The organism is Paenibacillus sp. FSL R7-0163, from assembly GCF_037969975.1.
Lineage (GTDB): Bacteria > Bacillota > Bacilli > Paenibacillales > Paenibacillaceae > Paenibacillus_AQ > Paenibacillus_AQ odorifer.
In genome coordinates, this window is sequence record NZ_CP150224.1 from 2,088,683 (window position 1) to 2,105,783 (window position 17,101).

Consider the following 17,101-nt stretch of genomic DNA (forward strand, 5'->3'; position numbering starts at 1 on the left):
CGGGTGCTATATTAATCTTACACTGTTAGTTTAACGGTGCGATTTTTTAAAAAGGAGGCAGCGGTTAGCTATTTTATTAGTAAAAATTAAAAAGGATGTGTATAGACCCATGAGTAATCTACAAGTGGAACAATCCCAACCAGTCACCAAAGAATTTTCTATAAAAGCAATACTTCCCGTAATACTGGCACTTATAACAGGAATGTTGCTGGTTATGCTCGACAGTACAATTATGAATGTAGCGATCCCGCAGCTTGAAAAAACCTTTGATGCCAGCCTAAAAACAATACAGTGGGCCATCACGGGTTATACGCTGGCTTTATCCGTAATTATCCCATTGGCCGGATGGTTCTCGGATAAGTTTACTGCCAAACGTGTTTTTTTAGCTTCGATCGTATTGTTTACCATAGGTTCTTTATTATGCTCAATGGCACAATCCACAACAGAGCTGATAATCTTTCGTATTTTGCAGGGATTAGGCGGAGGGATGATTGCTCCAATTGGTATGGCTATGTCATTCAAAATCGCACCTCCCGATAAAAGAGGTTCAATCATGGGATTGCTTGGCCTACCGATGTTAATTGCGCCTGTTCTTGGTCCTGTACTGTCAGGATGGCTGTTGGAATATGCAAGCTGGCACTGGATTTTTCTGATTAATGTCCCCATTGGTATTATTGCAATGATTGTTGGAGTGAAATTTCTTCCGGTAATAGAGAAGGGGAATAAAGCTAAATTGGATATTTGGGGTGTGATTTTATCACCACTCGCTTTCTCCAGCTTGGTATTTGGGGTGCATAGAGGGGGAGTGGACGGCTGGGGGGATCGTATAACGATTATATCTCTTGCGTTCAGCTTCATTGCTTTAGCCTTGTTTATTTTCGTGGAATTGCGCCAAAAAGAACCGTTATTGGAACTTCGCTCTTTTCGATCTCTAGAATTTAGTAAAGGTATGATTTTGACCTGGATTAATCAGTTCGCCTTATTTGGTTCGATTCTGTTAATTCCAATTTTTTTGCAGCAGGTCAGAGGTTTTTCTTCCTTTGAATCGGGACTTTTAGTTATTCCTCAAGCTTTAATATCCTTTGCTGGCATGATTATTGGAGGAAAATTATTTGATAAGTATGGAGCTCGGCCCGTTGTGTTCTCTGGACTTGTGCTGCTGTCCACCGGACTCTTTCTTTTGTCACGTTTACAAAATGATACAAGTGTATACGTTATGATCAGTTATTTTGCCATTATGGGACTTGGCCAAGGATTAACTACTATGCAGCTCGGTACACATGTGCTTAAGGCCGCTCCGAAGGATTTGATCAGCCGTGTGACCCCACTTACTGCCTCTGCACAACAAATTGTGGGTTCCTTTGCTGTCGCTATAATGTCGGGCTTATTGACTTCGAATATAGCTACTCAAATGAGTCAAGGAAATCAGAAGCTACCTTTAGAGGCTATGGTTGCAGGATTCCACGACACGTTCCTAGTTTCATTGGGCTTGGTGCTGTGTGGTGTGGTTCTTAGTCTCTTTTTGCATAATCCGAAGAGCTGATCCTATCGTACTCTACCAATATTTTAGCGATGTTTATGGATTGTATCCTTGGTATAATTCAAAGATTGATAACCAAGGGGGAATCTCTTAACCCGTGAAGAATATATTTGCTAGATTTACTATAATGACCCTCGCTGTCGTGCTATACGCCGGAGTATTTATTCAGCATATATCGGCCGATAACGGGGTTCCTTTTGAGGATATAAACACTAGTTATGCAAAAAAAGAAATCATAGATTTATATAACCGGAATATATTAACTGGCACCTCGAATACTAAATTTTCACCTACTCAATCGATTACTAGAGCTGAATTTATTACAGTTCTTGATCGTCTGTTGAAGCTTGATCCAGCGTTGAGTCCGGTATCTCCTTATACCGACGTAGCCAAAAGCGCTTGGTATTACGGCTGGATACAGGCAGCAATTCAGCTTGAACTGGCGAACGGCACTTCGGCAACTACTTTTGCACCCGCAAAAGCAGTTACTCGGCAGGAAGCGGCTGTGTGGATAGCCAAAGCGCTAAAGCAAACAAACACTGCAACTACCGCACAAACCAATTTTAAAGATCGGCAACAAATTGCTAGCTGGGCAAGTGCTGCTGTAGCCAAGGTTAATGATCGCGGATTAATGAAGGGCGATAATAGCGGAAATTTTCGACCCACGGACCCGATAACCAGGCAAGAGACGGCAGTGCTGATGGATCGGGTGCTGCAACATACAAGCTGGGCGGCAGAGCTGGAAAGTGATCCGGACAAACGTATTGTTATAGGCTGGCAGTATGGTCTCACGACGTCACAATTTGAGAATCATGTTTTGCAATCGAACGTCAACACACTCTCACCACGTTGGTATTATGTTGGAAAAACAGGGACAGTAACGGATTCGACAGATGTCTCGCTGGTAACTTGGGCAAAAAAGAATAAAAGGCAAGTCTGGGCGATGGTTGGCAATCGATCGGATCAAGAAGCGACGCATCAAATGCTGTTGAGTACAACCGCAAGGAATACGGCAGTCAAACAATTAGCTGCTTTAGTGAGTAAATATGGATTAGATGGACTAAATATAGATTTTGAAAATGTAGCGGCCGAAGATCGTGTGTATTTGACTTCGTTTATTACTTTATTGGCCGAGAAAATGCATTCGCTCAATGTTATTCTGTCGATGGATGTATCCCCTGATCTTGGAACGGATTGGACAGAAGCTTTTGACTATGCTGCCCTAGGCAAGCAAGTGAATTACATGGTGATGATGGGGTATGATGAGCATTATGACGGGAGTCAAGTTCCGGGGTCCAATGCTTCGCTTTCTTATGATCAAAAGGCTGTGAATACAATCCTAAAAGTTGTACCTAGTCAAAAAGTTATATTGGCATTGCCCTTATATAATCGGGATTGGACACTGAACCAGAAGGGAACGGTTTTATCCTCTGAATATATTACGCTTCCGGAGCAAAATCAGATCATCAGCAGCTATGCATCGAAACCTGTGTGGAATTCTACTCTGGGACAATATGTCGCGAGCTACTCGAAACAAGCTATAAAACATACGATTTGGATTGAGGATGGGCGTTCATTAATAACTAAATACAACTTAGCGGTTACTAAAAAACTAGCTGGAGTAGCTTATTGGTATATAGGCGGAGAAAGCTCTGATATATGGGCTAGTTTAAGGAATGCAGAGAAATTTTTCGATTACACTTTTTAAAAATATGAAAGACTGGATGCGAATAGCCGCTTAGCTAATTGCTGTCCAGTCTTTTTATTGGGTTACTAAGTCGCAACTGCTAGAATGAGTTTGATTAAATCAGCCTCGAGTTACGTATTTTTTGAAGTTTTTTACCTTTAGAACTTTAACATTTTGAGCTAGAAGTTTCTTGTCACTAACGATCCATGTGTGATCTTTGGAGTTTTTTCTACGAACCGCAGCGAAGTTATACTTATTTCCTGCATAAATCTTAAAGCCCTGTGCAGCGCAATCCGCACAAAACTTAACACATTCACCTTTATTCCAATCTGGAAAAGAAATCTGCTGGAAGACATTTCGTTTTACGAGTAGGGTGGCACCCTGAACATTGGTTACCTGTTTATTTTCCATATGAAGATAACGAAGCAAAAGTAGCTTCTTATCATTTAAATACATATAGTGAGCTCGTTTTCCAACGATATCAGCTTTAGTTTTATGGAGGATGTTCATACTATCCGTTAAATAGTTGGCAGAGTAATAATCGTCGTCATCAAATTTAGCGATACAACTATAATTCGCTAAGTGCACACCAAAATTCAGACAAAACCCGAGTGAACGATATTCTGGTAGTTTATAGATCCGTACGTTTTTATGTTTTTTTGCAGCTTGTATATAATCTTCTATTCTCAAGCTATCATTATTTATGATCACGATAAGTTCTTTAGATTTGAAATTCTGTCGTTGATAGTTATCAAACATGGTTTTAATACAATCAATTCGTTTCGTACAAGTTAGAATAGACACAGCAGATGAAGTAGATTCAGCAGTTAACTTCATAACGGAATCTTTGGACTGCGTCCAACAAAATTCCTGTAGTTTTTAATATTCCGGATGATCTTATGGTTAGCTATTAACGTACTATCACTGATAATCCATGTATGTTTTGAAGAGTTTTTTCTACGTATGGCAACGAAGTTATTTTTACTCGCAGAATAAACCTTATAACCTTTCTTTCTGCTTCTGCTGCAAAAGAGATCATCCTCACCTACGTTTTTATTAGGAAATTTCACATGATCGAATACTTTTCGTTTGAAGACGAGCGTAGCGCCAGGGAGATGGGTAACCGTCCGGTGTTCATCATTTGCAAAACGAAGAATCAAAGTCTTTGAACCTAGTAAATACATATAGTGAGCCCGTTTTCCAAGGATATCAGCTTTAGTTCTTTGTAAGGTCAGATTACTTTCCGTCAAATAATGAGGGGCATAATAATCGTCGTCATCAAATTTGGCGATGGTATGATATTTGCATTTTGTTACGGCATAGTTTAAGCATGAACCGAGAGATTGATGTTCAGGTTTACGAAATATCTTAATATTTTTGTGTTTTTTAGCTAAGGTTAGGTAGGGGGATAGTGGAATTTTATTATTATTGATAATAATGATAAGTTCTTTATTTGCATATTTTTGTCTGCTGTAATTTTGAAATAGGTTGTTTAAATAATTATGGCGATTGGTACAGGTAATAATGGAAATACCTTGTTGGTTCGCCTTGTAGTGAGGTACAGCACTCATTTAACCAACCCCTCATATGCATTTTTGGGAAAAGTCTCATTTATACGATATGTCCAAGTTAGGATAGAGTCACGGCATATCAACCTCTTAAAAGCAAAATGGACTTGTTTAGAGAACACAAAACCCACAGTGATAGCTGTGGGTTTTGTAAGAGAGACACATCATATGAAACGCTTTGGATGTTTGTTCAGAAATAAGACTCAATGATGGAAATACCATTCTCAATTCTCGCCTTACTCTGCGTTAAATAATCTTTGGTCCAATCATCTAGGTTAGACATATCAAAACTCCGGTACATCCCTGTATAAACAATAATCTCTCTTAATCGAAGAAAAAGAGGAATTAGCTTCAGCTCATTTTCTGAAATACTGTTCTCTTTAACGTAGCCTTTTAGAAAGTGCTCCATAAAACGCTGACATTGAAGCTGCCTGTCCTCCATACTATCATCCCCGTAAACGTAGACTAGATAATACAGTTGAATGGCGATATCTTCTACAAACCAGCTGTACTGAGCTTCATCAAAATCAAACAAGGTCAGCTTACCATTGTCGACCAAAAAGTTGCCTACATTGATATCCCCATGGATGAGACCATAGGTATTTATATCAGCGTCGAGATGCTTTAGCCGATCCATAAGCGCCTTACAGCTTTCTAAAACGCCACTTTGGGATGAAGGAATAAACCTGGTTACATTCTGCAGGTAGTAGTTCTGATGCCACGCATGTCTTTTGGTGTGTGGTTTATAAGATTTTGCTAATCTGTGCATTTGTCCAGTGATCATGCCACACTGCTCATAGAGCTCTACATCTTTCAGGCAGTCTGGGTAACCTATTCGTTTCCCTTGTGCTTTTTCAAAGGAAGATACCCTAAAGCACGAATCACCGATCTCTATTTGCTCAACTAAATTACCCTGAAGAGAACATACGGGTCTTGATACTGAAACGCCATGATCTGCTATGTATAGAATCCATTCAAGTTCAGCCGCCAACAAATCCTTACTACGTAGCGAGCTATGAGTAAATCTTAGAATATATTGATGGTTACTAAGTTGGTATTCATAAACAAAATTTTGAAATCCGCCAATGAACGTTAGCTCATCTATGGGGATACCATATTTCGTACAGGCGGCACTTACAATCTGGTCATTAAATAAGGACTTAATCTTTTGTTCCAAGGGTTCTACTCCGTTCTACATTACAATGATTTTATCGAAATCGTTCTGGAGCTTTCCTGGATCTCAATAAGCAGCGGCCGTTCTTGTGGGTTGAGATTTGGGGCATGAATAGCCAGCATAAGTCTGCCCGTCAAATCACGAAACAACATCCCAGGTCCGCCATCTTTGGCATAAAGAGGCTCAGGATCATGTTGCCAAGGTCCACTAATGTCACCGCTGATGGATCGGGCTAAACCCATGGCATAACCACCGGCTCCACTGCTAGACCACAACATAAGCAGCTCACCACTGCTAGTCTGATGCATAAAAGGACCGTCAGTTACGTACTGCCCTTCTTTGCCACCTACCGTCCAAGGAGCTTGTGAAGCCTGGAAAAGCAGCACGGGTTCACCAATACTAGCGCTTAAATCCTCCTTCAGCCGAACGGCATACATTTCTCCATCCGTCACTTCAATCCATTCACGGCAAAAGATCATCCAAGGTTTGTCTTCTTTATCTACATATAACGTTCCGTCAAGGCACTCCCAAGAAGCAGGGGTAATCGGATGATTGCTGATAGGGAGATAAGGACCCTCAGGTGTTTCCGCGCTTAATATTTGTGTCCCCCGTGGAACCCCATGTCTTTTAAAAGAAGCGAACATATAATATTTTCCGTTGTAGCGGTGAACCTCTGGTGCCCAGAAATGATGATCAGCCCAAAAATTAGGATCTGGACGAAAGGCAGCAATGGGTTCGGACCATTCCTGAAGATCTGAGCTGATATATACATCGAAGCCGTGAGGTGTGCCACTCCAAGCTGTTAGGCCATCTGTGGTGCCCCCAATTCACAAGCTATCATCTGCTTAATTTTACAATATCTTCATTAGGCTTGGAAGCGTTACTTCATTTGCTCGCCTAGTAGCAAACGTATTTTCATTACTCCTGGTGTACAGCCGTAGTTTTTTCGGAAGACACGTATAAAATAATTAGTCTCCATGCCCAGCTGAAGCGCAATATCTTGAACGGGGATCTCCACATCCTCCGTCATTAATTGCAGCGCCCGCTCCAGCCGCAGATTCTGCAAATACTTATGCGGAGTGACCCCGTATTCCTGCACGAATAAACGCTGGAAATGCTGCACGGAGTAGCCGACTGCTGCTGCAAGATTGGAGATCAGAAGCGGTTCTGTGTAATGCTCGTTGATCAGCCCGACGGCTGTAGTTAGGGCTTCATTTCGGACAGACTCGAAGGCTAGACGATTAGCGGAGCTTTGTGAACTCTTGGCAGGGCGCAGCATTAAGAGCAGTCTATAGAGCGTGATAGACAACTCCTGCATCCACATCTCGTCTTGCCGATTGGAGGCAGGAGAATTCACCGTATGCCAAATTTGGCCGATTTCTTCCCAGCATTGTTCAAAACGCTCCGGTCGATAAGGAGCAGAAGGGAGCAGTTCAAGCGCTTCCAGCAATCCTTGAGCTTGACTGCCTTGAAAACCGATAAAGCCAACATGCCACGGTTCATGAGAGGTAGGATAATATTCATGACCTCGATCTGGTGGGAAGGCAAAAGCCATCCCCGGTTCCAGTATGATTTCTGTGCCATTTTCCAGATCACGAAATAAACCGGTTCCGGTCCGGATCAAAAAGATTTGATACACAGGAAATCCTGCTGGGCGCACATGATGGAATTGGATATGACGACCTACAGAGTAGGGGGATAGGGGTAACGTTCCAGAGTCGCGTGGTAATTCAATCAGAGAAAAAGGCAGCAGGTTTATCACCTCATCTTCATTTTGTGCTATCACTTCGAGACTATATTCCTACTGATTGAAATGACTTTTCTTATATTATAAATAGTATAAATGATGATTCCTGAATTAGATAGCTTACGCTTCTAGCCTGTCATCAGAGAATAGTCCCATTCCATAAATGGGCAGAATTGAGAGGATGATCGTACACAATGAATAAAAAACATTCCCCGATAAGCAGTAAAGCTGGTGTCATGCTGCACGGTGCTGATTATAATCCTGAACAATGGCTTAAATATCCGGAAGTATTGCGTGAGGATATCCGATTAATGAAGCTGGCGGGCTGCAATGTCATGTCCGTAGGCATTTTCTCGTGGGTATCTCTTGAACCAGAAGAGGGTGTGTTCACTTTCGAATGGTTGGATGGTGTACTTGATTCTTTTGCAGAGAATGGGATTTACGCTATCTTGGCAACGCCAAGTGGTGCCCGCCCAGCATGGATGTCGCAAAAATATCCAGAAGTCTTAAGAGTGGAGCGTAACCGTGTTCACAATTTGCATGGCTTCCGTCATAACCATTGCTATACCTCACCAGTGTACCGTGAGAAAACTGCAATTCTAAATGCAAAGCTAGCGGAACGGTACAGCCAGCATCCAGCCATTATCGGGTGGCATATTTCGAATGAGTTCGGTGGGGAGTGTCACTGTGAGCTCTGCCAGGATGCTTTTAGAGAATGGCTGAAGGTGAAATATAATAACAGTTTGGATGAGGTGAATCATGCTTGGTGGGCTACTTTTTGGAGCCATACCTATACTTCATGGTCACAGATTGAATCCCCAGCTCCACATGGTGAGACACAAGTACACGGCTTGAATCTTGACTGGCGGCGTTTTGTTAGTGAACGGACAATTGATTTCTGCCAGCACGAGATCAATACGGTTCGTCCTTACAATCCAGAGCTGCCTATCACGACGAATATGCATATGATCGATGGCATTGATTACCGCGAGCTGGCCAAAATCCTGGATGTGGTCTCATGGGACGCTTATCCAGACTGGCATTATACCGAAGACGGTGATGATACTAGATTGGCAGCATGGACGGCGATGCACTACGACTTAATGCGCTCTTTTAAAAAGAAACCGTTCCTGCTGATGGAAAGCACGCCATCCCTTACGAACTGGCAATCGGTCAGTAAGCTGAAACGTCCTGGTATGCACAAGCTGTCTTCCTTGCAAGCGGTAGCGCATGGTTCGGATTCTGTGCAGTATTTTCAATGGCGCAAAAGCCGCGGATCAAGTGAGAAGTTCCACGGTGCAGTTGTAGACCACAGTGGCCACTCCGAGACTCGAGTATTCCAAGATGTAGCGGAAGTAGGCAAGACGCTGGCGGGAATGACGGAAGTAGTGGGTACGTCCACTCCGGCGCAGACGGCGATTATTTTCGATTGGGACAACCGCTGGGCGATAAAGGATGCGCAAGGCATCCGTAATTCCGGATTACGTTATGAGGAGACGGTGCTGCAGCATTATCGTGCCCTTTGGGAGCTGGGCATTCCAGTTGATATTATAGGCTCTGGAGATGATCTGTCTGCTTACAAGCTGGTTGTTGCCCCTATGTTATATCTGATTAGTGAAGAGAATGGAAAGCGTATCGAGAAATATGTGGAGCAAGGCGGCACATTCCTCGCAACCTATTGGTCAGGCGTAGTTAACGAAACGGATTTATGTCATCTGGGAGGATTCCCTGGTCCACTGCGCAGAACACTGGGGATTTGGGCAGAGGAGACAGAAGGGCTGCACAGCCGTGATCTGAATGGGTTAGTAATGGAGGCAGGTAATAAACTTAAGCTAAGCGGTGACTACGATGCGCATGAGATTGCCGAGCTGATTCATTTGGAAGGTGCAGAGGCTTTGGGGCATTATCGCAACGATTTCTATGCGGGCCGTCCAGCGCTTACAGTCAATCGTTTTGGTGAAGGAAATGCGTACCATCTTGCTACCCGTGTGAAAGACACTTCGTTCTATGTTGAGCTATACGCAGCGATCACATCTAAGGCAGGAATTACCCGTGCGATGGAGAGTGAACTTCCAGCAGGTGTGACTGCACAACTTCGCACAGATGGCGAAAGTGATTATGTTTTTGTGCAAAATTTCAGCGGCAGTCCGCAAACGGTAGAGCTGGATGGAGCGGAATACACAGACTTGGAAACAGGTCTTTCAGCTCCGGCCCTATTGAATCTAGCGGTGAATGGACTTGCGATGTTGAAGCGTAAAGCATTAGTATAATAAAAAGGCAGGACCTGAGTTTCAGGTTCTGCCTTTTTTTTGAATAGAATCAATTCTTAACTCTTCCCATCATAATGGTGTTATACAATTTGCCGTCCGATAGAAGTTTATCTTTCTTTAAAATCCCTTCGATTTCAAAGCCAAGCTTTTGATATAGCTTAATAGCGTTGGTGTTCGTTTCCAGCACATTTAGGGTGATCTTTTGAATACCGTTAGTGTCAGCCCAGGCAATCGATTCGGCGAGAAGATTTTTTCCAATACCATATCCCCAATAATCCTGCAGCACACATACTCCAAATTCTACTTTATGAGCAAATCTTTTTAAGGAATAACCTTCGCATCTGGAGAACGCAACGATTTGATTATCAACTACTGCGACTAGAAAAAGGTTATTATTTTTCTCTGAATCGGCTTGAATAAGCTGTTCAAACCCTTTTTCGTCAATAAAGGCTTCGCCTGGTTCCCGATCTAAATTCTCGGTTTCTCCATCGATCCGCACTCTTAATTCAGATAACACTTTAGCGTCTTTAGAGGCAGCAGATCTAATGCTATATTGGATTCCATTCACTGTAAATGTTTGAGGATTAATGATCATATGTCCTCCGTGACGATGGGTGATGTTAGAATTATTGCTTCGATGCCCTCAATGATCCGAGTGAAATAAGCTGCTTCATGAGGCACAAAATGAGTCCGATCCACTCTCTGTTGAATGTTGATTTTTTGCCCGTTTGAATCGACTTTGAAACCATTGATTTGTAGACTATGTATTTCTCCCTGCCAAAAGCTTCGGAAGTCCGCAAACTTTGTGATAACTATTCCTGCAACCTCTTCTTCTTGCAGCTTAAAATCGTCCAGAGGATAAGGATTGTTATAAACAAAAACATGCGCTCGTTCTTTATCGATAAGATTTTCTTTGATCATACAGTAAGGAATTGTATCTAAGGGAATCAGCTCATCAAAAGCTAGCTCCAAACCGAGTTCTTCTTGGACCTCGCGAATCCCGTCCTCTACCGTTTCGTGTGTCAGCAAATGTCCAGCGGCCGTGATGTCCAGCAATCCTGCATAATCTTGTTTCTGCTCACTACGAAGCTGTAAATAAATATAGGGGATTTCTTGGGTTTTGCTTATAAACCAGCAGTGGAAGGTCTCGTGCCAATGTCCTAACCGATGTACTTCTGCCCGTGGAGCTGTACCGATTCGGTGACCCGCTTCATCAAATATAGTAAGTATCTCATTATGCATAGAAAAGCTCCTTTGTGAAAATATCTACTGCTTAAAGCCTATCATAAAAACGATCGAATTGCTTAATGTCCCCAAGTGATTTTTATTGACATCGTTAAGAAATATATGTATATTTTTGGATGTTAATCAAAGGAGGAGTTAAATGAATTTAGTAGCCATGAAGCGGGAAGACTTGGACACTTTAAGTGATGAAAGGTTAGGATGGGCCTGTATGGAGCCTACCTTTCAGCTGATTCGCGGAAAATCGCCATCGACCAAATCAGAAGTGATCTCGAAGCTCACAGAGGGGCAACAAGCCTTATGTATGTTCAGAGTGCTATATGGTCACAGCTGTAATTCCGAAGGAGAATATTATGCTTGGATTTCCTACATGCAAGACCTGCCAGGGTATTGGACAGGGGTGATAGGAGGCATACGATTTTTTGACGAATCACCCATGATTCTTTTGCTTCAGGAAACAAAGACATTTCTCGAGGAAAGAAATCATCGACTGGGTAAAGAGTGGGCGGATGCTGCCATCACGGATTTGGATCGAGACCCTCAGCTGTTAGAAGTAATTACTGGGTTATTCGAACGATATAAGAACCTGACACCAAATACGCATAGAATAATTGGCGAATATATTCGCACTCATCCAGAGGAGTTTGTAGAACTAGGGAGTTCATAATTATGAATATGAAGAAACGTTATATATTTCTCGTACTTATTTTTTTATTGATCGAAATCCCAGTAATCATTAATCTCTACCATAGTTATAATTCATTTGAGAATTTAGTGTTGGATCAAATCGACGAAACAGAAATCACCTCTATCGAGATTGAGAAATACTCAGTGGATGAAAAGGTAGTGATTGAAGATCCGAAGGAAATTGAAAAGATCATTTATGCTTTTTCAGATGTAAAATTGAGAAGAAGTAGTGCTTTGGACAAATCTACGGAGACCTACTGGATAAGTATTATTGTGAATAACAGCTTGAGGTTTGGCATGAATCTTACGGATACTAACTTCCTGTATGTGACGGATCTTGATAAGAAGGACAAATACAGTTCGGGAAACTTTAGAATGACTAGTGATTTTGATGTGAATTCCATTGCAAGCTTATTTAAATGACGCAGAAGGATCAACCACCACTGGTACTGTGATTTTCGGACCCAGATGCCCCTATTTGCGAATTTACCGCCTTTTGAGCAGGTTTTCGGACTCCAGCGTCGCTAATGGTCATGAAAGAGCTTATAATTGGTGTTTTTTGCGCCAATAGCGGCTATGATCCAAATAGCGGATAAAACGGTGTATAAGGTCAGCTGAGTCCTTTAGGTGCTGCATGTGCAGATCGCTCAGTTGAGTCTTTTAGCTGCTGCGTATGGAGATCGGTCAACTGTGTCCTCTAGCTGCTGCATGTGCAGATCGGTCAGCTGAGTCCTTTAGCTGCTGCGTGTGCAGATCGGTTAGTTGAATCCTTTAAGCTACTGCGTATGTAGATGGGTCAGCTGAGTCAAAAAAAATGGGTGCCCCTATGGGACACCCATTTTTGTATGGATTATCTAGCCATCCATCCGCCATCCACATTAAGAACGTGACCGTTCAAGTAGTCAGATGCTGCGGAAGCCAAGAATACGGCAGGACCTTTAACATCATCAGGCGTTCCCCAACGTGCTGCAGGGATACGGTCTAAGATAGAGTCCGAACGACTTTGGTCGGCACGGATTGGTGCGGTATTTTCAGTAGCCATATAACCTGGTGCAATTGCATTGATGTTCAGACCGGAGCCTGCCCATTCATTTGCAAAAGCTTTAGTAAGACCAGCAACCCCGTGTTTACTCGCAGTGTAACCAGGGACATTGATTCCGCCTTGATAGGAGAGCATGGAGGCGATGTTAATGATTTTGCCGGATCCTCTTTCCAGGAAGTGGCGGCCTGCAATTTGCGACAGAAGGAACACTGTGTTCAGGTTCAAATTGATTACATCAAACCAGTCTTTTTCACTATGATCTTTTGCCGGTGCACGGCGGATCATTCCGGCGCAGTTTACGAGAATGTCAACATGTCCGGTCAGCTCTAGCGCTTGGTCAAAAGTGCTTTGCAGCTTGCTATGATCACTTAAGTCAGATTCGATACTAACTGCTTTTACTCCAAAAGCTTTTGCTGCATTTACAGTTTCTTCACTCGAATTAAGGGAGACTGATGCAACATCTGCACCGGCTTCTGCAAATGCAAGCGCGATTCCTTGTCCAAGACCTTGAGCTGCGCCTGTTACAATAGCTGTTTTACCTGCCAAGCTGAATAATGATGACATATAAATTACGCCCCTTTATTGTAAATGGATTGTTATTCCGGGTTTACCCGCATTCAATTGTAACGCCTGCACTGCGGAACTGTTCTGCCGTTTCGGGGGAGAGCCCATTGTCCGTCAGGATCACGTCAACTTCTTGTAGGGAAGCGAAGGTACGCAGTGCAGTATGGCCGAATTTATGATGATCTACAACCGCGAATACCTTACGGGCTGTAGATACAAGGGCTTGCTTGAACTCAATTAAATCTCCGGTATAAATGGAGAGTCCATGCTCTATATGAATAGCAGTCGATGAAAGGAATGCTTTTTGAATATTAAGCTTTTGTACATAGGAGACGGCTTCAGGACCAGCCAACATATTACGGACACGATAACCACCGGGAACGACCAGACGGATGTTATCTTTGGGAACCAGTTCGCTGATGATGTATACATCATTGGTGACTACCGTTAGTGGCATATTGTCCAGACGCCGAGCAATTTCAAGCGTAGTGCTACCGCCGTCAAGAGCGATAATATCGTCCGGTTCAATATGAGCAAGCGCACGCAAGGCAATCTCCGTCTTTTCGTCAGAGTATTTATCCAGCGGGTCTTTGGAGGGCAAAATACCAAACTGGTCGCTTTGTGCCAGCACAGCTCCGCCATGTACACGTACGATCAGCCCTTGTTCCTCCAGCCTGCTTAAATCCTCGCGTATTGTTTTTCCAGTAACCTGAAGCTTATCGCTCAGTTCATTCACCGTTACATCTTTTTGGTTCAGCATAACTTCCATAATCATCTCGTGTCGTCGTATCGGGTTCATCCGCCTGCCTCATCTTTCCGTAGTTGATTTATCTCTATTGTAATTCTTTCATGGATACGGGGTCCATATCATCATATCTTTTATTATCGCCAGCCATACTCCAGATAAAAGTATAGTTATGAGTGCCGACACCACTGTGGATGGACCAGCTTGGAGAAATAACCGCTTGTTCGTTATGCATTACGATATGGCGGGTTTCATCAGGTTCTCCCATCAAGTGGAATACAACGGAATCGTCCGGAAGATCAAAATAGAAATAGGCTTCCATCCGGCGTGGATGGGTATGTGCTGGCATTGTGTTCCACATGCTGCCTGGTTTCAGTTGGGTCATACCCATAACCAGTTGGGCACTTTGCACACCATTTGTGTGAATGAAGCGGTGGATTGTCCGCTCGTTAGAGTTCTCCAGACCACCCATCGCACCGGATTCAGAATCGGCCAGTGTGGTTTTGGTAGTAGGGTAGGACTGATGAGCTGGAGCAGAATTCAAATAGAATTTAGCAGGCTTGGAAGCGTCTGCACTTTTGAAGACTACATCTTTAGAGCCTTGACCTACATAAAGACATTCTTTGAAATCTACTTCATATTCTGTGCCATCTACAACCACGGAGCCTTTACCACCGACATTGATGATGCCCAGTTCACGGCGTTCCAAGAAATAAGTAACCCCAAGTTCTTTAAGGTCAGTAGTTAGCGCAACCTCTTCTTTTACAGGATTAGCTCCACCAACGATCATACGATCTTCATGAGTTAGGACAAGCTTTAGCTCATCAGGTGCAAAAATAACGGGAATGTGGAATTCCTTACGGAGGCGCTCAGTGTCAAATTGTTTTACTTCATTAGGATGGGATGCGAAACGTCTTTCCATTGAATGTTCAATCTCCTTTGTGTACATATTATCGTTCGTATAGGTACACTTTAGTACATTTATGTTCATTTTACAAGTACTAATCTTTTTTATTTCGTTTATTTATGTTTATTTATTGGTTTTTCCAATTGCAAAATGAACGGAAAGTGTGCACAATAGAGCTATTATGCTCGATTTTCATGAATGCCGGAAGATGATATAAAACTGAAATGATGGAGGTTGAAAAGTAATGCCGGGGTTGAAAAATATCCAGAGTACTTATAAGGAACGTCAGAAAGAAATTATTTTTAATATAGCACTGGAAGCGGAGCAACGCTCTTTATTGGAAAGTGGACTCTGGTTCCATGATGATGTGCGAAATAACTTTTATTATGCTTCGTATCTTTTTGCAGCGGCTGTTGATGATTCTTTTGAGCTGCCTTTTGATCGTGAGCAAGCGAAACAGAAAGCACAGGATGTGCTGCTGGAGATCTTAATGCTTCAGAACCGGCAGCCTGGCACGGAGTTATACGGCCATTGGCCACTCGGATTAAATCCAGTGCCGCGAGATGCGTCACCGCATGAGTTACCAGTGGAGCTTATGGGCAACCTGCTGGCGTATTTTTGCAAAAGATACGGAGGAGCATTAAACGCTCAACTTCGCATAGTTCTGAATACAGCGTTTGGACATATTTATCGCAGTGATTTCTACCGTAAGCCGGTGGTTACTTTTGGGCATCATGAAGCTAAATATACAGCTGCTAAGCTGATTTTTGGCACCATGTTTGCGGATGAAATATTGCTTGAGGATGGCCGGCAGAGTCTGAAGGATACACTGGCTTATATTCGTACTAAAGGGATGCCGGAATACGGCAGTCTTCCGTGGTTTTGGCATTGGGTGCAGGCATTCACCTGTGCGTTGGAACTTGTCCCGCCTGAGGATACGGAGCTTACTACAAGCCTTAAAGAAATGCTTGACCATTTATGGAATGTACGAGCTGAATTCTATCTGCGTGGCGCTTGGGTTGGTGCGCATTCTAGAGGCTGGCCGCATGATGTTCCCGGCGATGCTAATGTGCTTCATGATTATGTTCAGTTTGGAGATTTCCAGCTGCCTGAGATGATGCCGCGCACGGAGTATGCCGGTTTATTATTCTATCAAGCATCCGATGAAATATTAGCCGCAGCCATGAATCACCAGTCACCAGTGGAAGTAAGGAAGATTACTCAGAAGGTTGTCCCAACGGATCCACAGCCGCAGCCTTTGCTTCATTCCTATGCTTATATTACAGAAGAGTTTGCAGCAGGCGGGATGTGGGAGCGGGTTGAGGAATTCGATAATGAGCAGCTTCGCTGGGCTTTTTCGTTACCTGTGAGTGGAGAGGGAGGCGCAAATCAGCTGTATTTCTTCCACCCGGGACAAGGCTACAATGAGGGAGATCCCCGCCATCAAAGCCGTTATATGGAGGTTCTCTATCACAAGAATGTCATCATTTCTCTATTCCCAATCCCCCAGGGTGAAAAGAATACGATCATCGGTGTACTTCCCCAAGGGGAATGGAAACAAGAGCCTAACACATTGTACGGGCAGGTTGGTGAGACGTATGTTGTTATTTATTTATCTCACTCTTATCAGCTGCAGGAACGGTCCAGATTCATAGAGGTATCAGTCGCAGGGATGCCGGGTGGTGTGATCGTTGAAGCATTGGGCATTAAGAAAGCGGCTGAATGTGGTATTATTGGTTTAGAGGCTTTTGCCGCAGCTATGGCTCATAAAGAAAGGAATTTCGAAGTGGGAGAGGGATTAGCAGCGAATTATACCAACATGGATGGTGAAAGCTTAGTTCTGAGTATTAGTAGGGAGTCAGAATTACCGCAAGCTCAGCTTAATGGAATCCAGATCTCATTAGATCATTATTCAGTATAAAAAATAC

The 17,101-nt window shown here is 43.1% G+C and carries 16 protein-coding genes; 6 read left to right on the plus strand and 10 right to left on the minus strand.

Features of this window, described 5'->3' with window-relative positions; all coding sequences use genetic code 11:
• Positions 1-109: 109 nt before the first annotated feature.
• Both NST45_RS09295 and NST45_RS09300 read left to right on the plus strand, forming a co-directional pair.
• On the plus strand, positions 110-1,543 hold the full coding sequence (locus NST45_RS09295) for an MDR family MFS transporter (protein ID WP_076098927.1): 1,434 nt from the start codon (positions 110-112) through the stop codon (positions 1,541-1,543).
• A gap of 94 nt (positions 1,544-1,637) precedes the next feature.
• Positions 1,638-3,248, plus strand: coding sequence for an S-layer homology domain-containing protein (locus NST45_RS09300; protein WP_036688356.1), 1,611 nt, complete (start codon positions 1,638-1,640; stop codon positions 3,246-3,248).
• A gap of 99 nt (positions 3,249-3,347) precedes the next feature.
• Here NST45_RS09300 and NST45_RS09305 read toward each other — a convergent pair whose 3' ends face one another.
• The 5 genes from NST45_RS09305 to NST45_RS09325 form a co-directional block, all read right to left on the minus strand.
• Positions 3,348-4,064: a glycosyltransferase family A protein gene (locus NST45_RS09305; protein ID WP_076098977.1), complete on the minus strand. Its 717-nt coding sequence runs from the start codon at positions 4,062-4,064 to the stop codon at positions 3,348-3,350.
• Positions 4,061-4,798 (minus strand): glycosyltransferase, encoded by a 738-nt coding sequence (locus tag NST45_RS09310; protein WP_036688350.1) that lies wholly within the window; start codon positions 4,796-4,798, stop codon positions 4,061-4,063. The genes NST45_RS09305 and NST45_RS09310 overlap by 4 nt, the downstream gene beginning before the upstream one ends.
• A 187-nt stretch (positions 4,799-4,985) precedes the next feature.
• On the minus strand, positions 4,986-5,972 hold the full coding sequence (locus tag NST45_RS09315) for a phosphotransferase (RefSeq protein WP_038571862.1): 987 nt from the start codon (positions 5,970-5,972) through the stop codon (positions 4,986-4,988).
• A 20-nt stretch (positions 5,973-5,992) separates the two neighbouring features.
• Complete coding sequence (locus NST45_RS09320) at positions 5,993-6,796, minus strand: glycoside hydrolase family 43 protein (protein WP_155288144.1); 804 nt, start codon at positions 6,794-6,796, stop codon at positions 5,993-5,995.
• 53 nt (positions 6,797-6,849) lie between these two features.
• Positions 6,850-7,755: an AraC family transcriptional regulator gene (locus NST45_RS09325; RefSeq protein WP_256719496.1), complete on the minus strand. Its 906-nt coding sequence runs from the start codon at positions 7,753-7,755 to the stop codon at positions 6,850-6,852.
• Positions 7,756-7,910: 155 nt separating this feature from the next.
• Between NST45_RS09325 and NST45_RS09330 the strand changes: the two genes are divergently transcribed.
• On the plus strand, positions 7,911-9,986 hold the full coding sequence (locus NST45_RS09330; RefSeq protein WP_339825414.1) for a beta-galactosidase: 2,076 nt from the start codon (positions 7,911-7,913) through the stop codon (positions 9,984-9,986).
• Positions 9,987-10,035: 49 nt separating this feature from the next.
• Here NST45_RS09330 and NST45_RS09335 read toward each other — a convergent pair whose 3' ends face one another.
• Both NST45_RS09335 and NST45_RS09340 read right to left on the minus strand, forming a co-directional pair.
• Complete coding sequence (locus tag NST45_RS09335; RefSeq protein WP_076141879.1) at positions 10,036-10,581, minus strand: GNAT family N-acetyltransferase; 546 nt, start codon at positions 10,579-10,581, stop codon at positions 10,036-10,038.
• Positions 10,578-11,228 carry an NUDIX domain-containing protein gene (locus NST45_RS09340; protein WP_076141880.1) on the minus strand — a complete coding sequence of 217 codons (651 nt, stop codon included), beginning with the start codon at positions 11,226-11,228 and terminating at the stop codon, positions 10,578-10,580. Before NST45_RS09340 ends, NST45_RS09335 begins: the two co-directional genes overlap by 4 nt.
• Positions 11,229-11,370: 142 nt before the next feature.
• Between NST45_RS09340 and NST45_RS09345 the strand changes: the two genes are divergently transcribed.
• A complete protein-coding gene (locus NST45_RS09345) occupies positions 11,371-11,895 on the plus strand; it encodes a hypothetical protein (protein WP_076141881.1) in 525 nt (174 codons plus the stop codon).
• Positions 11,896-11,897: 2 nt separating this feature from the next.
• Positions 11,898-12,338, plus strand: a complete 441-nt coding sequence (locus NST45_RS09350; protein ID WP_076141882.1) for a hypothetical protein — start codon at positions 11,898-11,900, stop codon at positions 12,336-12,338.
• Between the two features lie 427 nt (positions 12,339-12,765).
• Here NST45_RS09350 and kduD read toward each other — a convergent pair whose 3' ends face one another.
• From kduD to kduI, 3 genes are read right to left on the minus strand one after another with little or no spacing between them, the layout of a single operon-like run.
• Positions 12,766-13,521, minus strand: coding sequence for a 2-dehydro-3-deoxy-D-gluconate 5-dehydrogenase KduD (gene kduD / locus NST45_RS09355; RefSeq protein WP_036688326.1), 756 nt, complete (start codon positions 13,519-13,521; stop codon positions 12,766-12,768).
• A 43-nt stretch (positions 13,522-13,564) separates the two neighbouring features.
• Entirely contained in the window at positions 13,565-14,320 is a 756-nt protein-coding gene (locus NST45_RS09360; protein ID WP_036688324.1) for a DeoR/GlpR family DNA-binding transcription regulator, read from the minus strand.
• Positions 14,321-14,354: 34 nt separating this feature from the next.
• Entirely contained in the window at positions 14,355-15,188 is an 834-nt protein-coding gene (gene kduI / locus NST45_RS09365) for a 5-dehydro-4-deoxy-D-glucuronate isomerase (RefSeq protein WP_036688322.1), read from the minus strand.
• Between the two features lie 229 nt (positions 15,189-15,417).
• On the opposite strand from kduI, the gene NST45_RS09370 reads away from it, so the two are divergent.
• Entirely contained in the window at positions 15,418-17,094 is a 1,677-nt protein-coding gene (locus NST45_RS09370; RefSeq protein ID WP_076141883.1) for a hypothetical protein, read from the plus strand.
• Positions 17,095-17,101: the final 7 nt, after the last annotated feature.